Here is a 26,180-nt window from a genome sequence, read left to right as displayed (position 1 = left end):
ATCGTGATGACAAATGTGTTAGAGGCGAAAAAGGTTAGCAAAAGCTACTCCTTAGGTAAAAATAACGTACAGCCTGTGCTGAAAAATGTGAATTTGGAATTGCGGGCAGGCGAGTTCGTGTCCATAATGGGGCCTTCTGGCTGCGGCAAGTCGACCCTGCTGCAAATCATCAGCGGGATGGATAAAATGACGTCAGGCAGCGTCGCCATACAAGGGGAAGAAATCGGCAATCTGCCGGAAGAGCGGCTGGCGCAGCTTCGCTTGAGGAAAATGGGATTTATTTTTCAGCAGAGCGGTTTTTTGAAAAATCTCAGTCTGCTCGATAATATTATTTTACCCGCTTATATCGCGAAAGAAGAGAGCCGCGCTGCTATCAACAGGCGTGCCAGCGAGCTGATGAAGCGGACAGGCATTGCGCAGCTGGCTCATGCGGACAAGTCGCAAGTATCTGGAGGACAGCTCCAGCGGGCGGCCATTTGCCGGGCGCTCATCAACCAGCCGCAATTGGTGTTTGGCGATGAGCCGACGGGGGCGCTTAATTCCAAGGCGAGTGATGAGGTCATGGATATTTTAGCGGAAATGAACGCTGCAGGGACGACGATTATGCTGGTAACCCATGATGCGAGGGTAGCTGCCAAAACACAGCGAGTGCTATTTATGCTGGACGGATGCATCGTTGGCGAACGGCGGCTCGGTGGGCTCGGACAAGCCGAATTGAAGGAGCGGGAGGCCAAACTGTCATCATGGCTTGCCGAGATGGGATTTTAGATTTTTTCTTTGGACAGGCGCAATCAATTGCAATAGAACATCTTTTAAAGCGGGACAAGATGTGAGACAATAGGCTTTATGCAATTGATATTTATATATCAATTAATGTGTTGATATATTAAGAAGAGGTGATCGGCAGCATGCAGCCAAAAAACAATATTTTACATCTCCCTGTCTATCAGCCTGGCAAGCCGGTTGAAGATGTGAAGAGAGAGCTTGGGCTAACTGAAGTTACGAAGCTGGCTTCCAATGAAAATCCACATGGTTGTTCCGAGCAGGCTAAAGCGGCAATGTTGGAAGAAATAAACCAAACGAATATTTATCCTGATGGCGCCAGCATTGAGCTTGCAGCAGCACTTGCAAACCATCTTAACGTAAAGCCGGAGCAGCTGATTTTCGGCACAGGCTCCAGTGAAATTATTTTAATGCTGGCTCGCGCGTTTCTTGTTGCCGGCGACGAAACAATTATGGCGGATGAGACCTTCCCGCAGTATAAGCATAACGCCGAAATTGAGAACGCTCGCATCATTGAGGTGCCGCTGAAGGAGGGTAAGCATGATCTTCCTGCTATGCTGGCAAAAGTAACAGAGCGCACGAAAATCATCTGGATTTGCAACCCGAACAATCCGACCGGCACGATTGTGACGAAGGATGAGCTGACTTCCTTTTTACAGGAGGTTCCAAGCCATGTGCTTGTTGTTCTGGATGAGGCGTATTGCGAGCTAGTAACAGATCCTGCTTTTCCGAACGGCATTGAACTGCTGAGCAGCTACCGGAACCTGATCGTACTCCGCACATTCTCGAAGGTGTATGGCTTGGCTGCGCTGCGCATTGGCTATGGCGTTGGCGATGCGGACGTGCTTCGCTTTATTAATCAGGTGCGAGAGCCGTTTAATACATCGAGAATCGCACAGGCAGCGGCGAAAGCGGCCGTATCCGATCAAGCTTTTATTCAGCATGTTGTGCAGCAAAATGCAGCGGGCATCGCTTATTTTGCTGAGCAGTTTGACCGGCTTGGCCTTGTTTATTACCCGGCGCATGGCAATTTTATTATGGTCGATGTAAAACGTCCTTCCCCGGAAGTATTTGATGCGCTGCTGCGCAAAGGCTTTATTATTCGTTCCCGCTGGACGTATTACCCGACCTATATTCGGGTCAGCGTAGGCACGAAGCAGCAAAATAAGCAGTTTATAGCTGCTTTGGAGCAGGTTTTGCAGGAAGTGGCGGTGCAGTCATAAGGTTATGGTGAAAATAGCGATTTTTGGCGTAGGATTAATTGGCGGATCGCTTGCCCTTTGTTTTAAGGGCAAGCCGGACGTAACGGTTGTCGGCTATTCAAACCGGGCGTCCTCCGCAGAGAAATATGTCAATCGTGGCGTTGTCGATTCAGCAACGACGTCTGTTCGGGAGGCAGCTGTTGACGCTGACTTTATATTCCTCTGCGTGCCTGTAGGCAAGCTGGAGGAGTATGTAGATGAGCTGAGCCTGCTTCCGCTGAAGCCGGGCTGTATTGTGACGGATGTCGGCAGCACGAAAGCTTCCGTGGCGCTGTGCGGACGCAGGCTGGAGAGCCAGCCGGGCGTGTCGTTTATCGGCGGGCATCCGATGGCTGGTTCGGAGCGCTCCGGCGTTGAAGCGGCCTCGACCCATTTGTTCGAAAATGCTTTTTACGTCCTCACGCCCGACGCGTCGACGCCGCAGGGACAACTGGACAAGCTCACCCAACTGCTTGCGCTGACGAAAGCGCACATTGTCAGTGTGGACGCTAAGTCGCATGATGAAATCGTGGGCGCGATCAGCCATCTGCCGCATATGATTGCAGTTGCGCTGGTCAACCAGATCCGCGGCTACAATGAGCAGGATCAGTTGTATGCTTCGCTTGCAGCGGGGGGCTTCCGCGATATTACCCGTATCGCCTCAGGCGACCCGGTCGTTTGGCGCGACATTTTGGTTAATAACAAAGGCGTGCTGCTTAAGCTGCTGAAAGATTGGAATGCAGAAATCGCAACATTCGCGGACCTGCTGGAGCGGGAAGATGGAGAAGGCATAGAGGAAGCGTTCCGTACAGCGGGCGAATTCCGCCGCAAGCTGCCTGAGCGCCGCAAGGGTATGCTGCATTCGATTTATGATTGTTATGTAGACGTACCCGATCATCCCGGCATTATTGGTAAAATCGCCAGCGACCTCGGCAAGAAGCGCATCAATTTGAGCAATATCCATATTATTGAGAGCAGAGAGGACGTTCCAGGCATTCTCAGGCTGTCCTTCCGTACTCAGGAGGATTTGGATGAGGCTCAGCTTGTGCTCGCGGATGCCGGCTTTGCGGTCCATCAGTAAATATAGCAATTTGGCCCGCAGAAGCTTTTGAGCTAACGCGGGCCTTTCTTAATTAAAAACCATGCGTCTGACGAACAAGCGAAATTAGCTGATAGGGATATAAGCGCTTACAAAATATATTTCAAAAAAATGAAAACGCTTATTGACATATTGGAAGCGTATACATATAATAAAAGTACAGTATGGTTTCTCTCCACTCCTATCCAAAACTTATGTTCTGTAAATGAACATGGACCGCCTATATGGCGGTCTTTTTTTGTTGTTTTACGAAAGATGCTTAACGTGTATTTATATAGAGATAGTTCTAGTTCTATGTAAAAAAGGGCTGACCAGAAGTCATTACTAATGACTTCTGGTCAGCCCCGAAGAATAGACTAGATTAGGCTAGTTTTTCAATGACAATAGAGGCACTCACGGTTGGCGTGCCGCCGCCAATAGCGTTTTGCAATACTTGATTGCCCATGTTATCAATACGATTCAAAGTCAATACGCCGCCAGCGGTCAATTGAACAACGACTTGACCTTGGTAAGGATTGTTGCCTGCTCCAGAACCGTAGTTGCTGCATGGCACAAGTGTTGCGACAGTAGGGCCTGCTCCGTCCGGGTCGAAGAAAAGACCAAATGCAGAGTCTCCAGCTGTTGGGAATACTTCCCAGCTGATATTGTAAAATCCATTTTCGTTTATGATAATATCGCTTGGTGGTGAGAACGTAAGCGCAGTTGCGCTAATCACCATATCGTTAAAGGTTACTGCTCCTCCTTGCCCGCCTGGTACCGGTGCTGCTGCTACATTTTGTGCTTCTGTGCTGCATAGGAAGGCGAAGGAAGAGATGCCGCCAGCTGGCCCTTGAGGCCCTGTTTGCCCTGTTAATCCAGTGGCCCCTTGCACGCCTTGAGCTCCTTGAGGTCCTTGAGGTCCTTGAGGTCCTTGAGGTCCTGTTAGTCCAGTAGCTCCAGCTGGTCCTTGAAGTCCTGTAGCTCCAATTGGTCCTTGAGGCCCTGTAGCTCCGGCCGGTCCTTGAGGTCCTGTCAGCCCTGTAGCTCCAGCCGCCCCTTGCGGTCCCTGTGGGCCCGGTGTAGGAGTAACATTAACTTTAACTTTAGGGGCAGGGCAGGTTACTTTAACAACTTTTTTCTGTATAATTACATTCTTTTTTCTTTTAGGTTTACATACCGTAATAACTTTTTTATGACAACGTTTCTTGTTCTTGTTCATGGTACAGCTCAATGAATACACCTCCTAAGATTTGAGTTATCATACGTAGGAGGTGGAAATTTGGAAGGGTAACAACCCAAGGTTTACTAGACTCCTATCTATCTTTGTGCAAGAAGGGCGAATAATGACAGATGAAAGCCTATATTATAATAGAACGGATTGTCAAGGGGTTAATAATGGAGGCCGTGCTAACAGCCCTATTAAAGGATCATTTAGAGAGCAATAGATTCCATTTTTCTATATTTTAATTTGACTCGGTTTTATAAAAAACAAAGCAATTAAGCAGCACGCGCCAGCAATAGCTACAAAAATATAAAACAACCATTCGATATGTCGTATAAGCATGGAAGCGACTAATGGTCCACAGGCAACGCCTATAAACCTTGTGCTGCTATAAAAAGAAGTGATAGTCCCACGTTGTTTTTTGTCTATTCCTTCCGTAATTAACGCATCTAAGCTGGGCAGAACAAGACCAATGCCTAATCCGCTAATAAACATGAGAGAGATTAGGAAAAATAAGCTTTTTGTATTAGCTAATGCACAAATTAGCATTGCTGAGGCGAGAAGTACAAATCCGACCACGGTAAACCATTTCATTTTCACTTTATTTTTTCCAATCCATTTCCCCGAGGCGAAAGAAGCGATGCAAATAGCGCTGAGCGGGATTGCCAGCAGCGCACCTTTCCAAATACCTTCTATATGATAGTTCTCCTCAAGGACGGATGATAAATAATAAAGAAAACCGAACATCATAAACATGGCACTTCCGCCGAGCGCAAATATGACATATAGCCACTTCCCATTTTCGGAGAATATGCCTTTAAGGGAAGCAAGAAAATTTCTAAAATTGAGCTTTGCTTTATTTTGCTGTTTGGGTGCTTTAACGAGAAAAATAACGGCTAAAATGGAGACGGTTGAAATGACGGGAATGACAGCCAAAGGTAGAAACCAAATGATTAGCGCCAATGCAGAACCTAGAATGGGACTTAAAACCTTGCCTAAAGTATTAGAGGTTTCAATAATGCCAAGTCCATTGCTAACTTCTTCCTCACTATTATACATATCGCCAACCAATGGCATAACGATCGGGAATGCGCCAGCGGCACCGATTCCTTGAATGAGTCTGCCTGCTAAAATGAATGCGTAAACATGATCATGCAATAACCATGCTGCTAAACCTGAGATTAAACCACCGACAGCCGCAATACACAGCCCGATGACAATAATTCGTTTTCTTCCGAAGCGATCGGAAAGATAACCGGCGAAAGGGATACATAAGATGGATATCGCAGCGTAAACTGTAATAATGAGACTGGATTGAAGAGAAGAGATATGCAATTTTTTTTGAATAAGAGGAAGGATAGGAATTAGCATGGAATTCGCAAGCGTCATAATAAGCGGGATAGTCGCGAGAGCCGATAAATCCCATTTTTTTTTCTCATTCATTTATATTCCTCAATTCACTAAATTTAATATTAATACTAGAGCAATAACGCCACCCTGTATTTAAGCTTGATAAGTGGAACTTTTTATATTAAGGGCTTACGGGCGGTGAAACATAAATATCATAACCTTGAGTTGCTGTCGTTATACGTGATTTTTGCCCTTTGAGCATTACCTGAAGGAGGAAGAGCAGGATAGGCAAACGGGATAGTGGCTGAGCAGGATTAGTTGCCTGCTTAACCACTTTTATTTTGTTCTATAGGGCAAACGGAGGGGGATTTATCAATAGCAAGCACCTTTTTCTAAAAAATTCCTCATTTATCCTTTTGTCGAATAAAGCAGGATTTTGATTATGCGGCGCGAATTTATGTTGATAGACTAGCGATTCATATTTTTTATTATACATACCGCAACTTTTTGCTTCCGGCTTGGTACAATTTAATGATAACAGGGCCGGGAAGATGAATTCGCAGGTGGGGAGGTTCGCCTGTCATGACTGATTCCCAATTAATAAGGGAAATTAAAGATGGCAACATTGAGCTTTATTCAGAGCTAATGAGCCGTTATCAGCGCAAAATATTATCTTTTATTTTTCATATGCTCAAAAGCGCGAAGCTTGAGCTACTGGCAGAGGATTTATGCTCGGAAACGTTTTATAAAGCCTATCGTAGCCTGCACTCGTTTCGTGAGGTGGATGCTTCTTTTTCCACGTGGCTTTATACGATTGCCCGCAATACCGTGCTTAGCGAGCTGCGCAAGCAGAAAGCTGCGAATTTGTCTCTAGATGAATCGGGAATTGTGCCCGTAACGGCCCCTGATGCAGGTCCGGAGCAGCTCGTGCTTCGCAATGAGCGAATGGCGATGGTTCGCGAAGCGATTAATAATTTGCCTGAAAAACAACGGTCCGCACTTATCCTTAGAGAATATGACCAGATGGACTATCAGGAGATTGCCAGCATTTTAGGGCAGACGGTCAGTTCTGTGAAATCCTTGTTATTCAGAGCCAGAGCCAGTGTGAAGGTGCAATTGGAGCCTTATTTTGGCGAAGCTCTCGGAGTGGAAGAATATGAAGGGATGAAAACGCGATGAAATGCGAAGACGTTCAACACAAACTCCATATTTGCTGGGAGCTGCCGGAGGAAGATCCGCAGCGGCAGGAGATGGAGGCCCATCTGCTTGATTGTGAGCATTGCATGGAGCAGCTCCGTTTGTGGGAAGAGAGCGAGGAGCTGATTCGTTGTATTGCTGAGGATGATTCTGTACAATTGCCGCCAATGGATCATGTGACGCGCGGAGTCATGGATCGCATTTATGCAGAGGAATCCTGGCTAATGCCGGTTACACACAAAAGCTATCAGTTTTCTCCTTCCTTTCGTCGCAATGTAGCCCTTATTGTGGCAGGCTGCATGGCGATGTTCGTTTGTGCGCTCGTATTTTTCGTCGTGGGCAACGAAACGAGTACAAGTCCGGATCAATTAGCCCAGCTAACTGGTTTTATGGACACAGCTAATGCTTCGGGCAGCGGGCTAGTCATTAGCGCTGAATATGAGGTGCCAGTTGCGAGCATCAGCGATCCTTTCGTGCTTAAGGTCGTTCCGGCTTTTCCACAGTATTGGGTAGCGCTATCGCTGCTTGGCATGGTCATGACGCTGCTTATGCTGAATTGGTTATCAAGAACACGCAGCTAACGCGAAGGGCTCCTTGACAGGAGTCCTTGTTTTGCGTTACGTTGCGGTAATAGATTGCAACTAAGCTGGGGAGGCTAGCGGGATGATAATGGGTCTGGTACGTCACGGCAATACGGATTGGAATAAGCTTGGGAAAATACAAGGGCAGACCGATATTCCCTTGAATGAGCGGGGAGTCGCGCAAGCTGTTGCGCTCGCTAACCGTCTAAGCGAAGATCAGAAGCTGTGGGATGCTGTCATTTCCAGTGATTTGCAGCGTGCCCGTGAGACAGCCCGAATTGTCGCGGATAAGCTGGGTATTCTGCTGCTTGCGCCGGATGAGCGGCTGCGTGAACGTTTTTATGGCGATATAGAAGGAACGACGGAGCAGGAGCGAATAGCGCGCTGGGGTGAGCATTGGCGCCAAGCGGAAGTTGGACAGGAGTCTGATGAGACTGTGCGCGGGCGTGGTCGTTCTTTTGTAGAGGAATGGCGGCAAGGCAATCCCCAGGGGCGTTTGCTAGTCGTCACGCATGGGAGTTTTCTCGCCCAGCTGTTGGATGAGCTCTGCTCGGGACTTGATAAACAGTTTCTCGATAATATGTCCTATTCGATTCTCCAGTTCACCGAAAATGAATGGAAATCTTTGCTGTACAATTGCAGCCGGCATTTGCAACAACTTGATCAAGTCGGCGTTTAAAATAAGTGTGAAAGCTGCTTTAATAATTGCAGGAGCAGCTGGGTTCAATCGATGGCGGCGCCATTTCTCCTATGGGAGGAATGGCGTTTTTTTATGGTTGCTGCTAGAGATGCTTTTTTCGAAAAAGGAGCATAAAAACTATTTTTTCCGGTAATGCGGTTATAAAATCTGAGTTTCTTCCCATAATGGTAATAAAAAAAGGCTGCTCTACAATCATGAGTGCAAGCAAAGCTGTTCATTAAGCAGCAGTTAAGCGCGAAGGAGGAGAGACTATGAATTTATCGGATATGCTCGGCTGCGCAGATATCGGGCAGCTCAGCCGCATTGCCTCCGTCTATCAATGCGAGTGCAATAGCAACTCCAAAAATGAATTGATTCAGTCGATTCTTGGCGCTGTAAGCAGAAATGATGTTTTCGAGCAACAAATTAGCAGCATGGCGATTGAGGATTTGCGGTTTTTAAACTCGCTGCTGTTCGAGACAAGAGATGCTTTTAGTCTGGAGGAGCTTCTGGCTCGTGCGCAGCAGAGCAAGTTCAGCAGCCCGGAGACGGCGAGCGTTGCCCAGAAGGAAACGAAAGGGGAGCAGCAGATTTCTGGAGAGGAAGCTTCTTCTATTCAGAAGTCGACCAAAGCAAAACAACCGAAGCGCCGCTCTAAGAAAACGCCTGTCATGAAGGAAAGCAGCCCCCGGGATACAATCGTTAAATTCAAGCATCAGGGCTGGCTGTTTAACGGCTTCACTGGGCCGAACCGTTATTTGTTTCAGGTGCCGGAGGATTTGAAGCAGCGATTTCGTGAAACGTTGAAGCGCAAATTTGCAGCACAGCTTGTGTATGCGGACGAGCCTCATGTGTATCGTGATGAGCAGGAGCTGCTGCAAGCCGATATTCGTCAATTGCTGCATTACATCCATCACAACGAAGTGACGATGGCGGCTGACGGTTCCATTTACAAGCGCTTCAGCTTGCAACTGCTTGATTTGTTTTCGATCAAGGAGGAGCTTCCCGGCAAAGGGGAATGGCGATTCGGCTACGGCAAATATTTTCACCATTATCCGAATCGAATGTCGCTGCTGTATGACTACTGTGTGCAAATGAACTATTTTCTAGAGGAGCCTCTTGGCCTCAGGCTTACGCCAAGCGGGCAGGAAAGGCTGCTTAGCGCTCCGGCAAATGAATTGCAGCAGCTGTACAAATGCTGGCTTAAGCAGTATAAAGGGCCCATTCCGAACATTTTAGCGCTCGTACAATGGATTGGCGGACTGTCGGAACAGTGGGTAACGGCACAGTCGCTCAGCCAAGTGCTTGTCCCGCTCATTAAACCTTTCTATTATGATGATGCGGAGCGGATTTTTCAGCACAGATTGCTTGGCATGCTCGTCCATCTCGGTTTAATACGCCTTGGAGAGCATGAGGAACACGGCGTGGTCATCAAAACGACGAAAGCGGGCAAAGCGGTCATACTGGGCATTAGTCTGGAAGAGCAGAACCGATTGTTCATGTATTGACAATGGCTGTGGCAGTTGGTAGAATCACCCCACGTTAATGTAAAGGAATGGATGCATAGCAACTGAATGCTGATTTTCCAGTGCATATGAGAGGGGAATTTACAAGATGCTGCTACCTTATTTGGGAGTAAGGCCAACGATTCATTCCAGTGTTTATATCGGGGAAGGAGCGAGGCTGATTGGTGATGTAACAATCGGCCCCAGCAGCACGGTATGGTTTAACGCGGTGCTTCGCGGAGATTTGGCTCCGATACACATTGGACATAGCTGCAACATACAAGATGGAGTTGTCGGTCATGTGAATACGAACCAGCCGCTCATTTTGGAAGATGAGGTTTCCATTGGGCACGCGGCGATAATCCATGGCTGTACGATAGGCAAAGGTACATTAATTGGAATGGGGGCAATCGTACTTAACGGCGCGCAGCTTGGTGAATATGCTTTAGTAGGAGCCGGTTCGATTGTTACGGAGAATAAGAAGATACCACCCTATACGCTTTCTCTTGGTTCACCTGCTAAAGTCGTTAGAGAGCTTACAGAGGACGATTTGCTGCGAATGAAACGAACGATGGAAAGCTACGTGAAGAAAGGCGAAGAATATAGGATCTCTTAACGCCGGTGTGGAGGTGTATCCTATGGATAAAATGAAGGTAACGTACGAAGCGATGCTGTCACTAGCAGCAGAAATGGCCCTCGATGAAGCGGTGCGAAAATTCCGTGCGGAGCGTATATACCGCGAAATTGACCAGTCGCTTGCGGCTGGCGATGAGGATACGTTTTATCGTTTAGCTAAAGAATTGAACGAAATGAAGTGAAGGCATAACGTGGACAGCAAGAATGAAGGGCAAAATAAGCTTCCATCAGAGGCTCCGGCGAGAAAGCTCGCGGGCTGAGGTAGAAGCTTATTTTGCTGCGCATCGAATAAAATCAGCAGGTAGATGGAGAAGACCCATTGGCAAATGGGAAATAAACCGTTAACATAGACAAAGGTTTGATCTATAAAAAGGAAGCTAGCTAGTTTTTGCTAGAAGCAATAAGTCAGCTGAAGCTGCAAGCGGAAGGAGTTCTTAGCAATGAAATTTAGCGATGTACAGGAAGAGCAGTGGGAAGAGCTGCGTCCTTATTTGGACACTTGCATGCTGCCTGTGACCGGCATGAGCGGCGAAGAAGAGCCTTATGAGGCGACCGCTGCCCTGGAGCGTCTGCGCGATGTAATGGATTTGATCGAAATTCCTTTTAAAGGGCGAGTCGTCACTTATCCGGCGCTTCATTATGTAGGGGGCCACGCCGCTGTCGATATGATTAATGATGTATGCGCTTCACTTAGAGCATCGGGATTCCGATATATAATTGTAGCGACCGCATCAGGCAAGCTGGATTTGGCCCGTATTCAGGCCGATTTGCTGCTGGAACCGGATCAAGCAGGCGAGCTGCCTTCTGGAGCCGACGTGAAGGAGCGCGTTTCGCTTATGTGGAATCCAAAGGAGCCATCCTGATTTTTCAATTTTGCATAATCGGGAAGTTTATTGGGGAAAACAAATGCCATGCAAGGTTAAATGTGACAAATTAATTACAAATTAAAAATCAACATTTTATTAGGCAGTCAATCATCAGCCATATTCTTGACGCTCCTAAGCACCTAGGCTATTATAAGTATGTCCTAGTTCGTCATGTGTTTTGCCATGGGCTAAAACACAAGAAATGGTTGGCAAAGGGGGTAGAACAGAAGATGAGTAACCACGAACATCAAGAATCGGCACATAAGCCGCTTCAACGCAAAGAGATGTCAAGACGGCAGTTTTTGTCGTATACGCTCGGTGGAACAACCGCATTTATGATGGGCGGAGCCGTGCTTCCAATGGTGCGTTTTGCGGTAGACCCATTATTAGAGAAAAAAACCGAGGGCACCTTTGTTAAAGTAGTAGAAGAGAGCAAAATTACGACAGATCCGCAAGAGTTTAAGTTCCAAATTCACCAAGTTGATGGATGGTACGTCAGTGATCCTGAGTTGTCTGCATGGGTGTCTAAAGATGCAAACAACAAAATATTTGCGCTTTCACCGATCTGCAAGCATCTGGGCTGTACAATTGCTTGGAACGCGAAGGGTAAAGATGAGTATGACTGCCCATGTCACGACGCACGTTATACGAAAGACGGCAAGAACCTTGCAGTTGCTCCAAATCCATTGGATGAATACGAAGTGAAGCTTGAGAATGGATTTGTTTACTTGGGTCCAGTTAAGCCAAATTCACGGGTAGGCTAAGGAGGCGAATGATCAGATGTTTAAAAGTGTATACAATTGGATTGATGAACGTCTTGACATTACGCCGTTGTGGAGGGATGTTGCGGATCACGAAGTACCGGAGCACGTTAACCCTGCACATCATTTCTCGGCATTTGTCTACTGCTTTGGCGGCTTGACGTTTTTTATTACCGTTATTCAAATTTTGTCTGGTATGTTTCTGACGATGTATTATGTTCCGGACATTTTGAATGCTTATGCAAGCGTTGACTATTTGAACCACAAGGTCGCATTCGGCGGCATCGTTCGCGGTATGCATCACTTTGGTGCGAGTCTAGTTATTGTTATGATGTTTTTACATACGCTGCGCGTGTTCTTCACCGGCTCTTATAAAGCGCCGCGCGAAATGAACTGGGTAGTGGGTATGCTTATTTTCTTCATTATGTTGGGCCTTGGTTTCACAGGCTACCTTCTTCCATGGGATAACAAAGCTTACTTCGCAACAAAGGTCGGCGTTCAAATCGCGGAATCCGTTCCGTACATCGGACCTTACATCGGGCAGTTCCTGTATGGCGGCGACATCGTAGGAGCTCAAACGTTAACTCGCTTCTTCGCGATTCACGTTTTCTTCCTGCCAGGTGCGCTTCTTGCTATGCTGGCAGCTCACTTCCTGATGATTCGGAAACAAGGTATTTCGGGACCACTTTAAGCGAAGGGAGGACTTTATGATGGCACATGGTCACAAATCAGACGAAAAGGTTGTATTCGTCGGAGATTCGCGGGTGAAGAAAAACAATCATCCGAATATTCCGCCGGACTACACGTCTTTTCCAGGGAAGTCAGAAGCGTTTATTCCTAACTTCCTGCTGAAAGAGTGGATGGTTGGCTGCGTCGTGCTCGTCGGATTTCTCGTATGGACGATTGCAGAGCCGGCTCCGCTAGGCTATCCGGCAGATCCGACAAACGCATCGTTTATTCCGATGCCGGACTGGTATTTCTTGTTCCTGTATCAATTTTTGAAATATCCATATGTATCACAGGATTACATTGTACTCGGTACGATGGGTATTCCTGGTGTTATGTTCGGCGGCTTGCTGCTTGCTCCTTTCCTCGATACAGGCAAAGAGCGCAGATTTTACCGTCGTCCGATTGCTTCCTCACTGATGATTTTATCATTGATCGCCTGTGTGTATTTGACGGTTATATCTTGGGATCACTACCAGCACCAGCTGGAAATTACCAATACGATACCTGAGCATCACATTCGTGAAGAGAAAGCAAGAGAAGCAGCGGCTAAGGGTGAAGAGGCTCCTAGCACAACGAAGAAGCCTGAAACCGCATCCGTTGCAATTGTAGAAGCGGATGATCCAGCACACAAGCTGATGGAGCAATCCAAATGTTTGACCTGCCACGCAGCTGATATGAAGGGTAACCCACCGCAAATTCCTGCACTACGGGGAATTGGCGATGTATTATCTAAAGAAGAGATTGTAGCGACCGTCACGAACGGAAACGGCAATATGCCTTCTTTCAAAGACAGCCTGAGCGCTGAGCAGATTGATCAAATTGCAACGTGGCTTTCCAAGCAGAAAGCTTCAACTGAATAAAGAGTAACAGCAAGAACCTGATTGCTTCATTGCAATCAGGTTCTTTTCAAACTTATTAGGACCATGTACAAACGCTGTAACAAGGCTAGGAATATAGGGGTTGAAAATAATGGGATTGTCATGGTTATGGAGCCGCATGCTATGGATGAATCGTACGATATTGTGGCTGCTGTTTATCGTTAATTTTTTCGGAACTGTTTACGGTTACATATGGTACTGGAATCAATTGGTTTATACTTACGAACGTTTTCCGTCTTGGCTGCTTGTATTTGTGCCGGATAGTCCGACGGCTAGTTTGTTTTTTACCCTTACTCTGCTTTATTTGTTGTTCCCGCCGTCTGAATCGGCATCTAGGTTCGTTCAGGTGACTAGAATGATTATCGAAGGACTTGCGGTCGTTACGTCAGTGAAGTATGGCTTGTGGGCGGTGTCGATGATCGTGGCGACGGGAGCGCAGGGCGGGGAACTGAATTGGCAGCATGGCATGCTCGTTTTTTCTCATCTTGGCATGGCTGTTGAGGTGCTTCTGTATGCTCGTTTTATGAAGGCGGGATTCAAGGCAGTCGTTGTTGCCACAGCTTGGCTGCTGCTTAATGACACCATTGATTATACGTTCGGCGTATTTCCGTGGCTCGCTGATGAACTGATGGACGATTTGCCGCAAGTTCGCCTGTTTACATATGGCTTATCTATCTTTAGCTTTATCGTGGGCTGGCTGGCGCTCCGCGCGAGAAAACAAGCATAAAAAAGCATAACGATGGACATCCCCTCATAAGCTGGATTATGGGGGGATGTCCATGAGAACGCGTATTGCAATACCCATTGTATTATGTATCGCGATGTTGCTAGGCTCCGTCTCTGCGACTTGGGCTTATGCGGGTGAACAGCCGCTTGGCACGAGACAAGCGCAGGCTGCCGATGCTGAAGAGCTAATGCGTCGTTTCGAAGAAGCGGCTCATTCATTATATAAGGCTTCTTATGCAGACAACCGCCAGGCTGGCTATAAATATGTCCAGCAGCTGGAGCGCCTTTTGCCGCAGCTGGAAACAGGCATAGAAGGCCGCCCAGCTGGCTGGGCAAAGCTGCAGCAGAGCATCAGGGCTGTCTCCGATGAGCTTTTGAGCAAAAAGCAGTCCGTAGCGTGGATGGAGTCATCTGCCCGCATTCATTTAACAGCGGATGCGATGCTTAGGCCGGCAAGCGGTTTATGGATGCAATATGAGCGGGTTATGCTCGAAGATGTAAGCCGCGTGCGGAAAGCGTGGAAGCGCCCTTATGAGGAGCGTGCGGATGCTGCAAGAGCGGTGATGGACAACTTAAGCGCGCATTTGGCGCTCGTTGAGGGTCCAGCCTTTATGCTGCGTCCGGAAGGACGGGCTAAAGAGCTGCAAGAGCGGATACGCTACACAAACGTGCTGTTATCCGCTGGGCCTAAAGACCAAGCGCAAGCGGGCCGAGTCGACGAGGCGCTGACGCAGCTCGGAGCGGCGGTAAGCAGATTGTTTACGGACAAGCCGCAAACTATCGTGGAGGAGCCAGCGCTCGCGCCTCCCGCATCGGCTAATCCGGTAAGCTGGACGCTGCTGCTTGGCGCTATTATTATGGCTGTGCTTGCTTATAAGAGCTGGCGTAAATACAAGCAGCAGCCTTACGGCATAAAGCCGCTCCCATGATGGGAGCGGCTTTTATTCCTCGTTGAATCCTTCGCCCAGCACATCGTGGACATCATTAATGATAACGAAAGCACGTGGATCTACGCTGCGCACGATAGCTTTGAGCCGGCGCAGCTCCTGCCGCTGAACGACGCAATAAACGATTTCCTTTTGCTGGCCGGAAAAGGCGCCTTTTGCCGGCATCAGCGTCACGCCGCGTTCCATCTCAATCGTAATGCGCTGCGCCATCGGCGTGCCTTTGTCTGTAATAATGGAGAAGGATTTGGCGGCATAGGCACCATCTTGAATGAAATCAATGAGCTTGGCGGAAACGAATACCGTTACGAGCGTATACAGCACTTTTTCGATAGGAATAAAAAAGAGCGAGCCCCCGATAATGACAATATCGAGTAAAAGAATAATTTGCCCCATGCTCAGCGTTTTGCGACGTGATACGATTCGGGCTATAATATCCACGCCGCCTGTTGTTCCACCGAAGCGGAAGACGATGCCAAGCCCCGCTCCGAGCGTAACGCCGGCATACAAAGCGGCAAGTATGTAATCGGTTGAAGTGTGGAAGGTAATGACCCAGCCTCTGGCAATAAGCTGCTCCATCACAGCAAGGAAGAAGGAGAGCGATACGATGCCAGCGAGTGTATAAAGCATCTCGGTACGGCCAAGCGTCTTCCAGCCAAGCAGAAACAGCGGAATGTTGAGGACAAGCGTCGTAATGGACAGCGGCCATCCGGCTGCATAATTGAGCAGAACCGCTATGCCGGTTACACCGCCCTCCATAAGCAGGTTCGGAATAAGGAAATAGTGCAGCCCGAAAGCATATATGGCTGTGCCTAGCAGAATAGGCAAAATAATTTGCAATTGTTTAGTCACTATACGAAGCATCATTAGAATTCCCCTTTTTTTAAAATAAGCATATACGTTTTCCTTTTATAACAGGCTTATATTTCAGCGCAAAAGGAAGCTTTGCCGGCCAAGGACGGCGATTGTCGTTTATACTTGAATGATAAGCATAAAGAAGCCATTATTTCACTTATTTGCTTCGGTGTCCACTGCTTGTGATTAATCTTTTACATGGGACAGCCGGAAAACGCCGTTGTTGATCGGAAGGCGGTTTCCATTCTGTAGTATAGCGCAATTTTCATCGTTCAAAAACATTGTTTTCATCGTCTCTTTGCGTTAACATATGAATTATTGACAACAATAAGTTTTAGGCTTGTTTTCCAACTGCTATAGATGTGGAAAACGCTAGTCTTGAAAGAAGGGAATTTCACGTATGTCTCAAAAAACGTTAGCACATATCCAGCAAGAAGTGGATGATTATATTTCTCAATTTAAAGAAGGCTACTTCAGTCCGCTGGCGCTGATGGCAAGAATGAGCGAGGAAGTTGGCGAGCTTGCGCGTGAAGTGAACCATTCCTACGGCGAGAAGCGCAAGAAGGCGGATGAAGCCGACAACTCCATCGAGATGGAGCTTGGCGATATTTTATTTCTACTATCCTGCTTCGCCAATTCGCTCGATATTGATTTAACGGAAGCACATAATAAAGTAATGAACAAATTCAATACCCGGGATAAAAACCGCTGGACTTTAAAAAACACTGAACAGTAATACCTCATCTCACATATGCTGTACCATCAACCTGTGTACAAGGAGGATGGGCGGTAATGAACGGGGATGCTTGTATCAAAAAGGCGTATGCTTTCATTTTGACCAGCGATTTTGAACAGGCTATTGTCTGGTTTGAGCAAGCGATTGCCGCAGAGCCTGACAATGCCAGTTATTATCATAAGTGCGCGATCTCATGCGCGCGCAGCGGGAAATGGGTGAAAGCTTATGACCATGCCCGCCGAGCGCTTGAGCTAGTGGATGATGAACCTGAATATATTTACCATATTCAGACGATTGAAGCGAGGCTGCGGCTTTCCAGTGCGCAGCAGCAGCTGATACAAGAACCTCCGGCTTTGGAAGAGGCGCTGTTGTTGCTAAAGCAGGCGGTGGAGCTTGATCCGCTGTGCTTTGACGCTTTTTACTGGATCGCTATGACGTACGCTGAGCTTGGGCAGTTGGATGAAGCTGCTGTCCATGCTCGTGAAGCGATACGGCTTGACCCTGAGCATTCAGCCGCCAGAAGGCTGTTTGCTGATGTGAGCCGTCGGCGGCGCTTGATGCGCTACCGAATCAACGGACAACATAGACGAAGGAACAGGTGATGGATAAGTGGATACAATTAAAGTAGCAGTAATCGGAGCAGGCGGTCTTATGGGCCGTGAAGTGGTAAAAATGGTGCTGGAGGATGAGGCGCTGGAGCTTGTATCCGCCGTCGCGCCTTCAGCAGGCGCTGTAGATGCAGGAAGCTTTGCGAACAAGCCGAATACCGGCGTCATCGCTTGCAGGACGATTGAAGAGGCGCTCAGCAGTGCAAAGGCCGATGTTATGGTCGATTTTACGGCTCCGCATGCAGCCTATGAACATACAAAAACAGCAATTGAATTTGGGGTTCGTCCTATTATGGGAACGACGGGCTTTACGCCTGAGCAAATTGAAGAGCTCAACGGGCGGTGTATCGAGAGGCAGCTTGGCGGGCTTATCGCGCCTAACTTTTCGATTGGCGCAATTCTGATGATGAAATTTGCAGCGCAGGCATCTAAATATTTGCCGCATGTTGAAATTATTGAATATCATGGCGACCACAAGCTTGATGCCCCTTCAGGCACATCGATCAAGACGGCAGAGCTTATTGCTGAGGCTCGTCAGGAGCTGCGCCAAGGCAATCCTAACGAGAAAGAAACGATTGAAGGAGCAAGAGGCGGTTATTACAATGGCTTCCGTATACATAGTGTGAGACTTCCGGGCGTATTTGCGCAGCAGGAGGTTGTATTTGGCGGTTATGGCCAATCACTCAAAATTCGCCATGACTCCTATGACCGTGCAGGCTATATGCCAGGCGTTAATGTTGCGATTAAGAAAGTGATGGGTTACAGCGGATTAATATACGGTTTCGAGCATTTAATGGATTAATAGAAGGTTTGAACTAGACAGCGGAAGAGGGGCCTCACCTATGAAAATTGCATTCATCGCGCATGACCGAAAAAAAGAAGAGATCGTGAACTTTGTTATTGCCTATGAGCAGGTATTTGTTGGCCATGAACTCTATTCAACGGGCACGACTGGTACGAGAATTATGGAGCAGACGAATTTGAGCATCCATCGCTTTATGTCGGGCCCGCTTGGCGGCGACCAGCAAATCGGAGCCCTTGTTGCCCAAAATGAAATGGATCTGATTATTTTCCTGCGCGACCCGCTTATGGCCCAGCCGCATGAGCCAGATATTATTGCGCTGCTTCGCCTTTGCGATGTGCAGGGCATTCCGGTTGCGACAAACGTAGCGACAGCCGAATTGCTAGTCAAGGCGCTGGAACGCGGGGATTTTGCCTGGAGAGAGCTTGTTCATAAGTACAAGCCTGAATTGCCGTTATGAGTGAGCCGTTAGATATTCTCGTATTTGGCGCTCATGCAGATGATGCTGAAATTGGAATGGGCGGCACCATTGCCAAACATACGATGGCAGGCTTGCTGGTTGGTATTTGTGATTTAACCGAAGCGGAAATGTCTTCGAATGGCACCGTAGAGCAGCGAAGGCGAGAAGCTGATGACGCTGCTGCGGTGCTTGGTCTTTATTCACGGACCAATTTGCAGCTGCCAGATCGCGGCCTTGAGCATACCCGCAGCAACATTGACAGCATTGTGGCGGAAATCCGCCGCAGCCGTCCGCGCATCGTATTTGCGCCGTATTGGGTTGATCGGCATCCCGATCATATTGCATGCAGCAAGCTGGTCGAGGAAGCTGTATTTAATGCCAAGCTGCGAAAGTATATGCCGGAGCTGCCGCCTGTTCAGGTGCAGCAGCTCATTTATTATTACATAAATGACATGGAGCAGGTTTCACTCGTCGTAGACGTTAGTGAGCAATACGAAACGAAGCGCCAATCGCTGCTGGCTTACCGTTCGCAGTTTCAAGCGGTTTCTGGGGCGGAAGACCGCGTTTCGACGCCGCTCACCGACCGCTATGTGGAACGGGTGGAAGCAAGAGATATGCTGCTCGGTCAAGCACGCTCCTGGCAGTATGCGGAAGGATTTGCTTTAAAGCGGCCGCATGAGGTTAAATTATTTTAGAAGGTCAGGCTACCGATTTGGCAAGATATACAAACCATTAGGAATATAATTGATTATAAATGCTAGAGACGGCAGGAGTGAGCAGGACATGGCACGTAAGTTGAAAATCGGGATAACCTGTTATCCTACGCTTGGCGGCTCTGGTGTCGTTGCGACTGAGCTCGGCAAGCTGCTTGCTGAGCGGGGACATGAAATTCATTTTATAACGCACAGCATTCCGTTCCGGTTAGGCCATTTTAATAAAAATATTTTTTTCCATGAAGTTGAAGTCAATGATTATTATGTATTTCGGTATCCGCCTTATGATTTATCACTGGCAAGCAAGATGGCACAGGTTGCCAAGATGGAGAAGCTGGATTTGCTTCATGTGCATTATGCGGTTCCTCATGCCGTCTGTGCCCATCTCGCCAAGCAGATGATCGGCGATGAGCTCAAGACGGTTACAACGCTGCATGGAACGGATATCACGGTGCTTGCGCAGGATGAGTCCCTTAAGGACTTGATTAGGCTTGCCATTAACAAAAGTGATGCTGTAACGGCGGTTTCCCAGGACTTGATTCAAGAGACGAGAAGGCTGCTTGATATTACGAAGCCGATTGATCTCACCTATAATTTCGTTGACAAGCGCATTTATTATCCTCGGGACGTCGCTTCGCTGCGACTGGATTATGCAAGCCCAAATGAAAAAATATTAATGCATATTTCCAATTTCCGCCCAGTTAAGCGGGTATCAGACGTCATTGAAATTTTCCAGCAGGTTGCTAAAACGGTACCTTCGAAGCTGCTGTTAGTTGGAGAAGGACCGGAGCTATCGAAAATACAATGCAAAATCCGTGAAATGGGACTGGAGGAGCGCGTCGTATTTCTGGGCAAGCAGGAGGATGTGGCGCAAGTGATATCGCTTGCTGATGTGCTGCTGCTCCCTTCGGAGAAAGAGAGCTTCGGCTTAGTTGCGCTTGAGGCCATGGCTTGCGGCGTACCGACAATTGGCTCCACTGCCGGCGGTATTCCGGAGCTGGTGACGCATGGTGAAACGGGCTTCCTTAGCCCGATAGGCGATGTGGATAGCATGGCCGCGAATGCGATTCGTTTGCTGACAGACGAAGAGCTGCATGCGAAATTCAAGGAGGCTTGCATATTCCGCGCTTGCCATGCTTTCTGTAATGACCGCATTACGGCTGAATATGAAGAGATTTATTATCGCGTGCTGGGCATGGAAGCTGAGCTTCCTGCGTCTGCGGTCGTTTGCGAATAAGAGGATAGAGGGTGAGAAGATGGAGCGCTGCACCTCGATTCCGCAAGCAATGCGAGAGGCGCTGCCCATTCTCGCAACCTTGAACGGGCACGGCCATGAAGCTGTGTTCGTTGGAGGTTGCGTGAGGGATACCGTTATGGGCCTCGCGCTTAAAGATGTAGATATTGCGACGTCGGCGACACCGGAGCAGGTTGTTGCCTTATTTGCGTATTGTATTCCAACCGGCCTGCAGCATGGGACGGTGACGGTGATACAGGATGGGACAGGATATGAGGTCACGACGTATCGCAAGGAATCTGTATACGAGAAGCATCGCAGGCCAGAGAGTGTTGCTTTTATATCGGAGCTGAAGGAGGATTTGCTGCGGCGGGATTTGACGATTAATGCGATGGCGCTGCACTTAAGCGGAGATTATTACGATCCGTATGGCGGTATGAGCGACATACAGTCGAAGCTGGTGCGCTGTGTAGGCGACGCGGAAGCAAGGTTTCAGGAGGATGCGCTTCGCATGCTCCGTGCTCTCCGCTTCGCTTCGCAGTTCAGCTTTCGCATCGTGTACCGCACTTGGCGGGCGCTGCTCAAGCACCGCGAGCTGCTGCGCTACGTAGCGATGGAGCGTGTGCAGGCCGAGCTTGATAAAATGCTTGGCGGTCCCGCTCCGCATTATGCAGCCGGGCTGCTCACAGGCAGTGGCCTGCTTGCGTACACCCTGGAGCCTTTGCCTGCCGCTCGAGCCTTGCTTGCTGAGTCAGCGAAGAAGAAGCGTATAAAGCTCGACTATTTGACTGAGCTAGATGGCGTGGACATTCGTTATGCGGCATTGATGACGCGGCCAAGCGTTACCCTTCAGGAGGCAAAAGCAACGCTGCAGGCGCTGCGTATGTCAGGAAGCCGCACCGGCGTCATTATGGCGATAGTGTCGCTTCATCATGAAATGGTCGTAAACCGGAGCCCAAACGAAGAAAAGCTTCGTACAAGCTGGGTTGAGGCCATTCTGCGCTACGGACGGGCAGCCGCAGCAAGCTGGCTGCATATTGCTGAAGCAAATGGGCGGGAACACGCTTTTTGGGCTGATTTGCCGCAGATGAAGCTTTGGCTGTCGCAAATGGAAATTTCCTCGCTCAAGGAGTTGGCGATAAACGGCAATCAGCTTGCGGCCTATTGGGAGCGCAAACCGGGAGCCTGGATGGGCGAAACGCTGAAGCAGCTGTTGCTGCTAGTCGCGCTTGGGGAGCTTGCTAATTCGCAGGAACAGCTGCTGAAACAAGTTGACAGATGGAAGGAAGAGACGAATGAGTCATGAAAACTTGCTGCGTTTGTTTGCGGACCGCGACGGCGAATATGTATCGGGCGAGCATATTAGCCGCGAGCTGAAAGTGAGCCGCACGGCGGTATGGAAGCAAATACGCAAGCTGGAGTCCCAAGGATATGAATTTGAAGCTTCACGCAGACTCGGTTATCGTCTGCTTTCCATGCCGGACAAGCTGGACATGGCTGCTTTGCTAACCAGTCTTAAAACCAGAAAATTTGGTCAAAAGCTGCAGGTGCTGGAATCGGTCGAATCGACGCAAAATATTGCACAAGCGCTAGCGGAAGGCGGCGCGGAGGAAGGCACGCTCGTTGTTGCTGAGCAGCAGCTGAGCGGTCGGGGCCGCATGGGGCGAGGGTGGATATCGCCTCTGGGCAAAGGCATATGGATGAGCATGGTCATGCGTCCAACGGTGCCGATTTATTTTGCTCCGCAGCTAACGCTGCTTACGGCAGTAGCGCTTTGCCGCAGCCTTAAGCGGCTGACGAAGCTCGACATCGGCATTAAATGGCCAAACGATCTGCTCATTAATGGCAAAAAAATTAGCGGCATATTGCTCGAATCCGCCGCAGAGGATGAGCGGCTGCGCTATGTCATCGCTGGTATTGGCATCAGCGTTAATTTGCAGCAGGCCGATTATCCCGAGGAGCTTTTGGAAAAAGCGACCTCCCTGCGAATGGCAAGCGGCGAGAAACAGGTTCGCGAAGCGATAATTTCCGATTTTTTGCTGGAGTGGGAGCAGCTATATGGGCTGTATCAAGGCGAGGGCTTTGCCCCGATTGTTACGCTATGGGAGTCGCTTTCGATTTCGCTTCACAAGCCAGCTACGCTTTTAACGCCGCAAGGTATCGTTGAAGGCACACCGAGAGGGCTTGATGTTAGCGGAGCGCTTATCGTAGAAAAGCTGGATGGCAGCCAGGCGCTTATTTTTTCTGCAGAAATGGGCGAGCCGCGGGGAGAGTAATATTTACGAAGCGACATATTTTTGCTAGTATGGGGTTAACGGGCGGTATCTGAAAGGAGCTGCACTGTGCTAAACCTCATGCCAGCATTGGCATGGAATTGCAAGAAAGTTTTGTTGGAATTACAAGTAGTCTGCTCTGAGCCGAAAGGACCGAGACAGAAGGAAGCAATAAAGTGAGATACGTTTCCTTTTTCGTTTGGGACCTTTTTAGCGACGGCTAAAAGGTTTTTTTGTGTTTATCCTAAAACAGAATTGAAGAAGGGATGAGGCCAAGATGAGGAAACGTTTAACGATAACGAACTTGCAGCAAATGAAAGAGGAAAACAACAAGCTCACCGTCATGACCGCTTACGATTATCCGTCGGCTATGCTTTCGGAGGAGGCTGGCGTCGATATTATTCTTGTTGGGGATTCGCTAGGCAATGTGGTGCTCGGCTACGATACGACGCTTCCGGTCACTTTAGACGATATGATTTATCATACGAAAGCGGTAGCACGCGGGGCACGCAATACGTTCATAGTGACGGATATGCCCTTTATGACATACGGAATAGGGCGTGAAGCTACGCTGCGCAATGCAGCCAGAATGATGCAGGAGGGCGGCGGCCAGTCACTTAAGCTTGAGGGCGGTGAAGAAATTGCGGTTGAAGTGTCAGCGCTGGTCAAAGCAGGCATTCCGGTGATGGGCCATATCGGGCTTAAGCCGCAATCGATTCATACGCATGGCGGCTTCAAGGTACAAGGAAAGCAGGAAGCGGAAGCTGAGCAAATACTTCGAGATGCCAAGGCACTTGAACAGGCGGGCGCTTACGCCATCGTACTGGAGCTTGTAACGGAGACGATTGCGGACCGTATTAGCCGCGAGCTGTCGATTCCAACGATTGGCATCGGGGCTGGCCGCGGATGTGATGGACAGGTGCTTGTGTATCACGATATTTTGCAATATTCATCACCTGTCATTAAGAAAAAAATGGTGAAAGTGTACGCAGACATCGGATCGACGATTCGCGACGCCATCGGAGCATTTGTAAGTGAAGTCAAATCCGGTGAGTTTCCAGCGGAGGAGCATGTGTTCGGTAAAAGGTCTGAGGACGCTGTAGACAGCCTCTATGGTGGTTCAGCGACCCGCGAGCAGACGAAGGGTGTCGAAGGTGCGGGTGGAAGCCGGCAGGCTGGAGAGGGGAATGAGCAGCGTGATTTTGTGCCGAACCATAGATGAGCTAAAAGAGCAGCAAATGAAGATGCATAGTGGCGGCAGCAAGCCAAGTATCGGTTTTGTGCCAACGATGGGGTATTTGCATGAAGGACATGCCAGTTTAATGCGGCAGGCAGCAGCAGAAAATGATATTAGCGTGTTGTCGATATTCGTCAACCCGCTGCAATTTGGGCCAAATGAGGATTTTGAGACGTATCCGCGCAATGAGCAGCGCGATTTATCCATCGCAGCTGAAAATGGCATTGATATCGTATTTATGCCATCGACCAGCGAAATGTATCCACACAAGGTGCTAACGAAGGTGCTTGTCAGCGATGTAACTGACCGCTTATGCGGCGCATCGCGCCCCGGTCATTTTGACGGTGTTGGAACGGTCGTCAGCAAGCTGTTTCATCTGGTGCAGCCAGATCGGGCCTACTTTGGCATGAAGGATGCCCAGCAGGTCGCTGTCATTCAGCAAATGACCAAGGACTTGAATTTTCCGGTAACGATCGTGCCCTGCCCGATTGTAAGGGAGCCGGATGGGCTTGCGCTGAGCTCGCGCAATGTGTATTTGAATGCAGAGCAGCGGGCGCAGGCTGTCGCCCTTTCTTCATCGCTTGCAAAGGCGCGGGAATGGATGAAGGACGCCTCGTTAACGCCAGCAACGCTGGTAAACAAAGTACGTGCTGCGATTAGCGAAGCACCACTTGCCAATATCGATTATGTCGAAATGCTGGAATACCCTTCACTTGCCACACCTGTTGCTGACGTTCCTTTACAAAGTACCCAGCAGCGTTACATTTTGGCTTTAGCCGTAAAATTCGGGGCGACCCGTTTAATTGATAATGAGCTGTTTGAACCTGTGGAGGTGAATGGCAATGTTTAGAACGATGATGAAATCAAAGCTGCACCGCGCGACGGTAACGGAGGCTAACCTCAATTACGTTGGCAGCATTACCATTGATGAGGATTTGATGGATGCGGCGGATATTTGGGCTAATGAAAAAGTGCAAATCGTCAATAATAATAATGGCGCCCGCCTTGAAACGTACGTTATTAAAGGGGAAAGAGGCTCTGGCGTTATTTGTCTGAATGGCGCAGCCGCCCGCCTCGTGCAGCCAGGAGACACGGTCATTATTATTTCTTATGCATCGATGACGGAGGAAGAGGCTAGAAATTACATGCCGCGCGTCGTTATTTTGGATGAGGCGAACCGTCCGGTGTCGCAAATGACGGAAGAAATTCATGCGACGATATTGTAAGCAGGCTGGCGTCAGTTCCTCCTTTATGTAAAGGCTGGTTCCAAGTATGAAAAGCACCCGCTTAACAAAGAATGAGGTTATCACTCCTCAATTCTTTGGTGAAGGCGGGATGCATGATGTTCAAGCATATGTTTGCGACGATGAACGAAATGCTCGACAACATTATTGATTCCTACCCTCTGGCGGCGGAGGAGCAGAAGCAATATTATGACGAGCAGCTTTACGCTTTAAAGCAGATTAGCGATTCTTTAATTGAGCAATGGATTGATTTTGAAGAAAAATTTGCCGTTTTCACAGAAGCCGGGCCCTTAAATGCTTCACTGCTTACAGCAGCAACGGAGTATGTAGGACAAGCGCCAGCGGCTGTGCAGTCTTTGCCGCCGCAGCAAGCAGAAAAGCCAAACGTTTCGCAGCAGCCTATTTCTGGGATGACTGTAGAGCAAGCGGAGCTCATATCCAAAGGTCAAGGCTATTATCAATTATTTATGTTTTCCCATGCTGCAAAGCAGTTCCAGCTTGCTGTAAACCACCTGCCGGAATGCAATTTAGCAAGGCTGTTTTTGGCTATGACGAATATGCACCTGCAAAATTGGAGTGAGGCGCAGCGTCATTTTCAACTGCTAATTGGACTTACGGACTATCCGAAATGGCTCGCTTTAAGCTATAATGCCCTTGGGTGCATTCAAGCGGTTCATTTAAACTTGGAGCAGGCAGAGCAATTTTTCCTTAAAGCCTATGAGCTGGACCCAAGCTTTAAGGATCCGCTGAATAATTTGCAGAGCTGCCGGGAACGTCCGCAGCAGTTGTCATTATTATTCGGCAGTACGGAGCTATGCTGCTTGTGAGAGGATCGGATTTAT

Annotated in this window: 30 protein-coding genes; 27 read left to right on the top strand and 3 right to left on the bottom strand. The window is 48.6% G+C overall.

Translation table 11 applies throughout. The features are described 5' to 3' along the window. The first annotated feature begins 6 nt into the window (after nucleotides 1-6). The 3 genes from ABEW34_RS06900 (at nucleotide 7) to ABEW34_RS06890 (ending at nucleotide 3,105) form a co-directional block, all read left to right on the top strand. Nucleotides 7-768: an ABC transporter ATP-binding protein gene (locus tag ABEW34_RS06900; RefSeq protein WP_430156350.1), complete on the top strand. Its 762-nt coding sequence runs from the start codon at nucleotides 7-9 to the stop codon at nucleotides 766-768. Between the two features lie 140 nt (nucleotides 769-908). After that, nucleotides 909-2,006, top strand: a complete 1,098-nt coding sequence (gene hisC, locus ABEW34_RS06895; protein ID WP_430156349.1) for a histidinol-phosphate transaminase — start codon at nucleotides 909-911, stop codon at nucleotides 2,004-2,006. A 4-nt stretch (nucleotides 2,007-2,010) separates the two neighbouring features. After that, nucleotides 2,011-3,105: a prephenate dehydrogenase gene (locus ABEW34_RS06890; RefSeq protein WP_430156346.1), complete on the top strand. Its 1,095-nt coding sequence runs from the start codon at nucleotides 2,011-2,013 to the stop codon at nucleotides 3,103-3,105. A 379-nt stretch (nucleotides 3,106-3,484) separates the two neighbouring features. On the opposite strand, the gene ABEW34_RS06885 is transcribed toward ABEW34_RS06890, so the two are convergent. Further along, nucleotides 3,485-3,994: a collagen-like protein gene (locus ABEW34_RS06885; protein ID WP_430156344.1), complete on the bottom strand. Its 510-nt coding sequence runs from the start codon at nucleotides 3,992-3,994 to the stop codon at nucleotides 3,485-3,487. A 564-nt stretch (nucleotides 3,995-4,558) separates the two neighbouring features. Continuing rightward, nucleotides 4,559-5,767 carry an MFS transporter gene (locus ABEW34_RS06880; protein WP_430156342.1) on the bottom strand — a complete coding sequence of 403 codons (1,209 nt, stop codon included), beginning with the start codon at nucleotides 5,765-5,767 and terminating at the stop codon, nucleotides 4,559-4,561. Nucleotides 5,768-6,256: 489 nt separating this feature from the next. Between ABEW34_RS06880 and ABEW34_RS06875 the strand changes: the two genes are divergently transcribed. The 12 genes from ABEW34_RS06875 (at nucleotide 6,257) to ABEW34_RS06820 (ending at nucleotide 15,161) form a co-directional block, all read left to right on the top strand. Next, complete coding sequence (locus tag ABEW34_RS06875) at nucleotides 6,257-6,853, top strand: RNA polymerase sigma factor (protein ID WP_046232059.1); 597 nt, start codon at nucleotides 6,257-6,259, stop codon at nucleotides 6,851-6,853. Continuing rightward, entirely contained in the window at nucleotides 6,850-7,452 is a 603-nt protein-coding gene (locus ABEW34_RS06870) for an anti-sigma factor family protein (protein ID WP_430156340.1), read from the top strand. Before ABEW34_RS06875 ends, ABEW34_RS06870 begins: the two co-directional genes overlap by 4 nt. Before the next feature lie 82 nt (nucleotides 7,453-7,534). Further along, a complete protein-coding gene (locus tag ABEW34_RS06865) occupies nucleotides 7,535-8,131 on the top strand; it encodes a histidine phosphatase family protein (protein ID WP_430156337.1) in 597 nt (198 codons plus the stop codon). A gap of 272 nt (nucleotides 8,132-8,403) precedes the next feature. Then, nucleotides 8,404-9,639 carry a hypothetical protein gene (locus ABEW34_RS06860; protein ID WP_430156335.1) on the top strand — a complete coding sequence of 412 codons (1,236 nt, stop codon included), beginning with the start codon at nucleotides 8,404-8,406 and terminating at the stop codon, nucleotides 9,637-9,639. 106 nt (nucleotides 9,640-9,745) lie between these two features. Continuing rightward, the gene (locus ABEW34_RS06855; protein ID WP_430156333.1) at nucleotides 9,746-10,252 is read left to right on the top strand and encodes a gamma carbonic anhydrase family protein; all 507 of its coding nucleotides are present in this window, start codon (nucleotides 9,746-9,748) and stop codon (nucleotides 10,250-10,252) included. Between the two features lie 22 nt (nucleotides 10,253-10,274). Then, entirely contained in the window at nucleotides 10,275-10,454 is a 180-nt protein-coding gene (locus ABEW34_RS06850) for an IDEAL domain-containing protein (RefSeq protein WP_056028751.1), read from the top strand. A 258-nt stretch (nucleotides 10,455-10,712) separates the two neighbouring features. Continuing rightward, entirely contained in the window at nucleotides 10,713-11,135 is a 423-nt protein-coding gene (locus ABEW34_RS06845; protein ID WP_430156331.1) for a DUF2487 family protein, read from the top strand. 233 nt (nucleotides 11,136-11,368) lie between these two features. Next, nucleotides 11,369-11,902, top strand: coding sequence for a ubiquinol-cytochrome c reductase iron-sulfur subunit (locus ABEW34_RS06840; RefSeq protein ID WP_056028748.1), 534 nt, complete (start codon nucleotides 11,369-11,371; stop codon nucleotides 11,900-11,902). 16 nt (nucleotides 11,903-11,918) lie between these two features. Then, nucleotides 11,919-12,590 carry a menaquinol-cytochrome c reductase cytochrome b subunit gene (gene qcrB / locus ABEW34_RS06835; RefSeq protein WP_046232067.1) on the top strand — a complete coding sequence of 224 codons (672 nt, stop codon included), beginning with the start codon at nucleotides 11,919-11,921 and terminating at the stop codon, nucleotides 12,588-12,590. 19 nt (nucleotides 12,591-12,609) lie between these two features. After that, entirely contained in the window at nucleotides 12,610-13,488 is an 879-nt protein-coding gene (locus ABEW34_RS06830; protein ID WP_056028744.1) for a menaquinol-cytochrome c reductase cytochrome b/c subunit, read from the top strand. Between the two features lie 109 nt (nucleotides 13,489-13,597). Further along, on the top strand, nucleotides 13,598-14,233 hold the full coding sequence (locus ABEW34_RS06825) for a DUF1405 domain-containing protein (RefSeq protein ID WP_430156329.1): 636 nt from the start codon (nucleotides 13,598-13,600) through the stop codon (nucleotides 14,231-14,233). A gap of 52 nt (nucleotides 14,234-14,285) precedes the next feature. Continuing rightward, nucleotides 14,286-15,161, top strand: a complete 876-nt coding sequence (locus ABEW34_RS06820; RefSeq protein ID WP_430156327.1) for a sporulation protein YpjB — start codon at nucleotides 14,286-14,288, stop codon at nucleotides 15,159-15,161. Between the two features lie 12 nt (nucleotides 15,162-15,173). Here the strand turns inward: ABEW34_RS06820 and ABEW34_RS06815 are convergent, their stop codons facing one another. Further along, complete coding sequence (locus ABEW34_RS06815) at nucleotides 15,174-16,043, bottom strand: YitT family protein (RefSeq protein WP_430156325.1); 870 nt, start codon at nucleotides 16,041-16,043, stop codon at nucleotides 15,174-15,176. Nucleotides 16,044-16,431: 388 nt separating this feature from the next. Here ABEW34_RS06815 and ABEW34_RS06810 point away from each other — a divergent pair, with 388 nt between their 5' ends. The 12 genes from ABEW34_RS06810 to ABEW34_RS06755 all read left to right on the top strand — a co-directional run bounded on the left by ABEW34_RS06810 (nucleotide 16,432) and on the right by ABEW34_RS06755 (nucleotide 26,165). Next, nucleotides 16,432-16,767, top strand: a complete 336-nt coding sequence (locus ABEW34_RS06810; protein ID WP_430156323.1) for a nucleotide pyrophosphohydrolase — start codon at nucleotides 16,432-16,434, stop codon at nucleotides 16,765-16,767. A gap of 56 nt (nucleotides 16,768-16,823) precedes the next feature. Continuing rightward, on the top strand, nucleotides 16,824-17,369 hold the full coding sequence (locus tag ABEW34_RS06805) for a tetratricopeptide repeat protein (protein ID WP_430156321.1): 546 nt from the start codon (nucleotides 16,824-16,826) through the stop codon (nucleotides 17,367-17,369). A 49-nt stretch (nucleotides 17,370-17,418) separates the two neighbouring features. Then, nucleotides 17,419-18,177, top strand: coding sequence for a 4-hydroxy-tetrahydrodipicolinate reductase (gene dapB, locus ABEW34_RS06800; protein WP_430156595.1), 759 nt, complete (start codon nucleotides 17,419-17,421; stop codon nucleotides 18,175-18,177). Nucleotides 18,178-18,217: 40 nt separating this feature from the next. Then, on the top strand, nucleotides 18,218-18,637 hold the full coding sequence (locus tag ABEW34_RS06795; RefSeq protein ID WP_056028730.1) for a methylglyoxal synthase: 420 nt from the start codon (nucleotides 18,218-18,220) through the stop codon (nucleotides 18,635-18,637). After that, on the top strand, nucleotides 18,634-19,332 hold the full coding sequence (gene bshB1, locus ABEW34_RS06790; RefSeq protein WP_430156318.1) for a bacillithiol biosynthesis deacetylase BshB1: 699 nt from the start codon (nucleotides 18,634-18,636) through the stop codon (nucleotides 19,330-19,332). The genes ABEW34_RS06795 and bshB1 overlap by 4 nt, the downstream gene beginning before the upstream one ends. Before the next feature lie 88 nt (nucleotides 19,333-19,420). Beyond that, on the top strand, nucleotides 19,421-20,587 hold the full coding sequence (gene bshA, locus ABEW34_RS06785; protein WP_430156315.1) for an N-acetyl-alpha-D-glucosaminyl L-malate synthase BshA: 1,167 nt from the start codon (nucleotides 19,421-19,423) through the stop codon (nucleotides 20,585-20,587). A 19-nt stretch (nucleotides 20,588-20,606) separates the two neighbouring features. Then, nucleotides 20,607-21,890: a CCA tRNA nucleotidyltransferase gene (locus tag ABEW34_RS06780; protein WP_430156312.1), complete on the top strand. Its 1,284-nt coding sequence runs from the start codon at nucleotides 20,607-20,609 to the stop codon at nucleotides 21,888-21,890. Next, nucleotides 21,880-22,860, top strand: a complete 981-nt coding sequence (locus ABEW34_RS06775; RefSeq protein WP_430156311.1) for a biotin--[acetyl-CoA-carboxylase] ligase — start codon at nucleotides 21,880-21,882, stop codon at nucleotides 22,858-22,860. The genes ABEW34_RS06780 and ABEW34_RS06775 overlap by 11 nt, the downstream gene beginning before the upstream one ends. 274 nt (nucleotides 22,861-23,134) lie before the next feature. Continuing rightward, nucleotides 23,135-24,079 carry a 3-methyl-2-oxobutanoate hydroxymethyltransferase gene (gene panB, locus ABEW34_RS06770; RefSeq protein WP_430156308.1) on the top strand — a complete coding sequence of 315 codons (945 nt, stop codon included), beginning with the start codon at nucleotides 23,135-23,137 and terminating at the stop codon, nucleotides 24,077-24,079. After that, nucleotides 24,054-24,944, top strand: coding sequence for a pantoate--beta-alanine ligase (gene panC, locus ABEW34_RS06765; protein ID WP_430156592.1), 891 nt, complete (start codon nucleotides 24,054-24,056; stop codon nucleotides 24,942-24,944). Before panB ends, panC begins: the two co-directional genes overlap by 26 nt. Then, nucleotides 24,937-25,320 (top strand): aspartate 1-decarboxylase, encoded by a 384-nt coding sequence (gene panD, locus ABEW34_RS06760; protein WP_430156306.1) that lies wholly within the window; start codon nucleotides 24,937-24,939, stop codon nucleotides 25,318-25,320. The genes panC and panD overlap by 8 nt, the downstream gene beginning before the upstream one ends. 116 nt (nucleotides 25,321-25,436) lie before the next feature. Continuing rightward, entirely contained in the window at nucleotides 25,437-26,165 is a 729-nt protein-coding gene (locus tag ABEW34_RS06755) for a tetratricopeptide repeat protein (protein ID WP_430156303.1), read from the top strand. Nucleotides 26,166-26,180: the final 15 nt, after the last annotated feature.

It is taken from the genome of Paenibacillus algorifonticola (genome assembly GCF_050481745.1).
GTDB lineage: Bacteria > Bacillota > Bacilli > Paenibacillales > Paenibacillaceae > Pristimantibacillus > Pristimantibacillus algorifonticola_A.
Note: the sequence above shows the minus strand (reverse complement) of the source record. Positions and strands in the feature narration are given on the sequence as shown.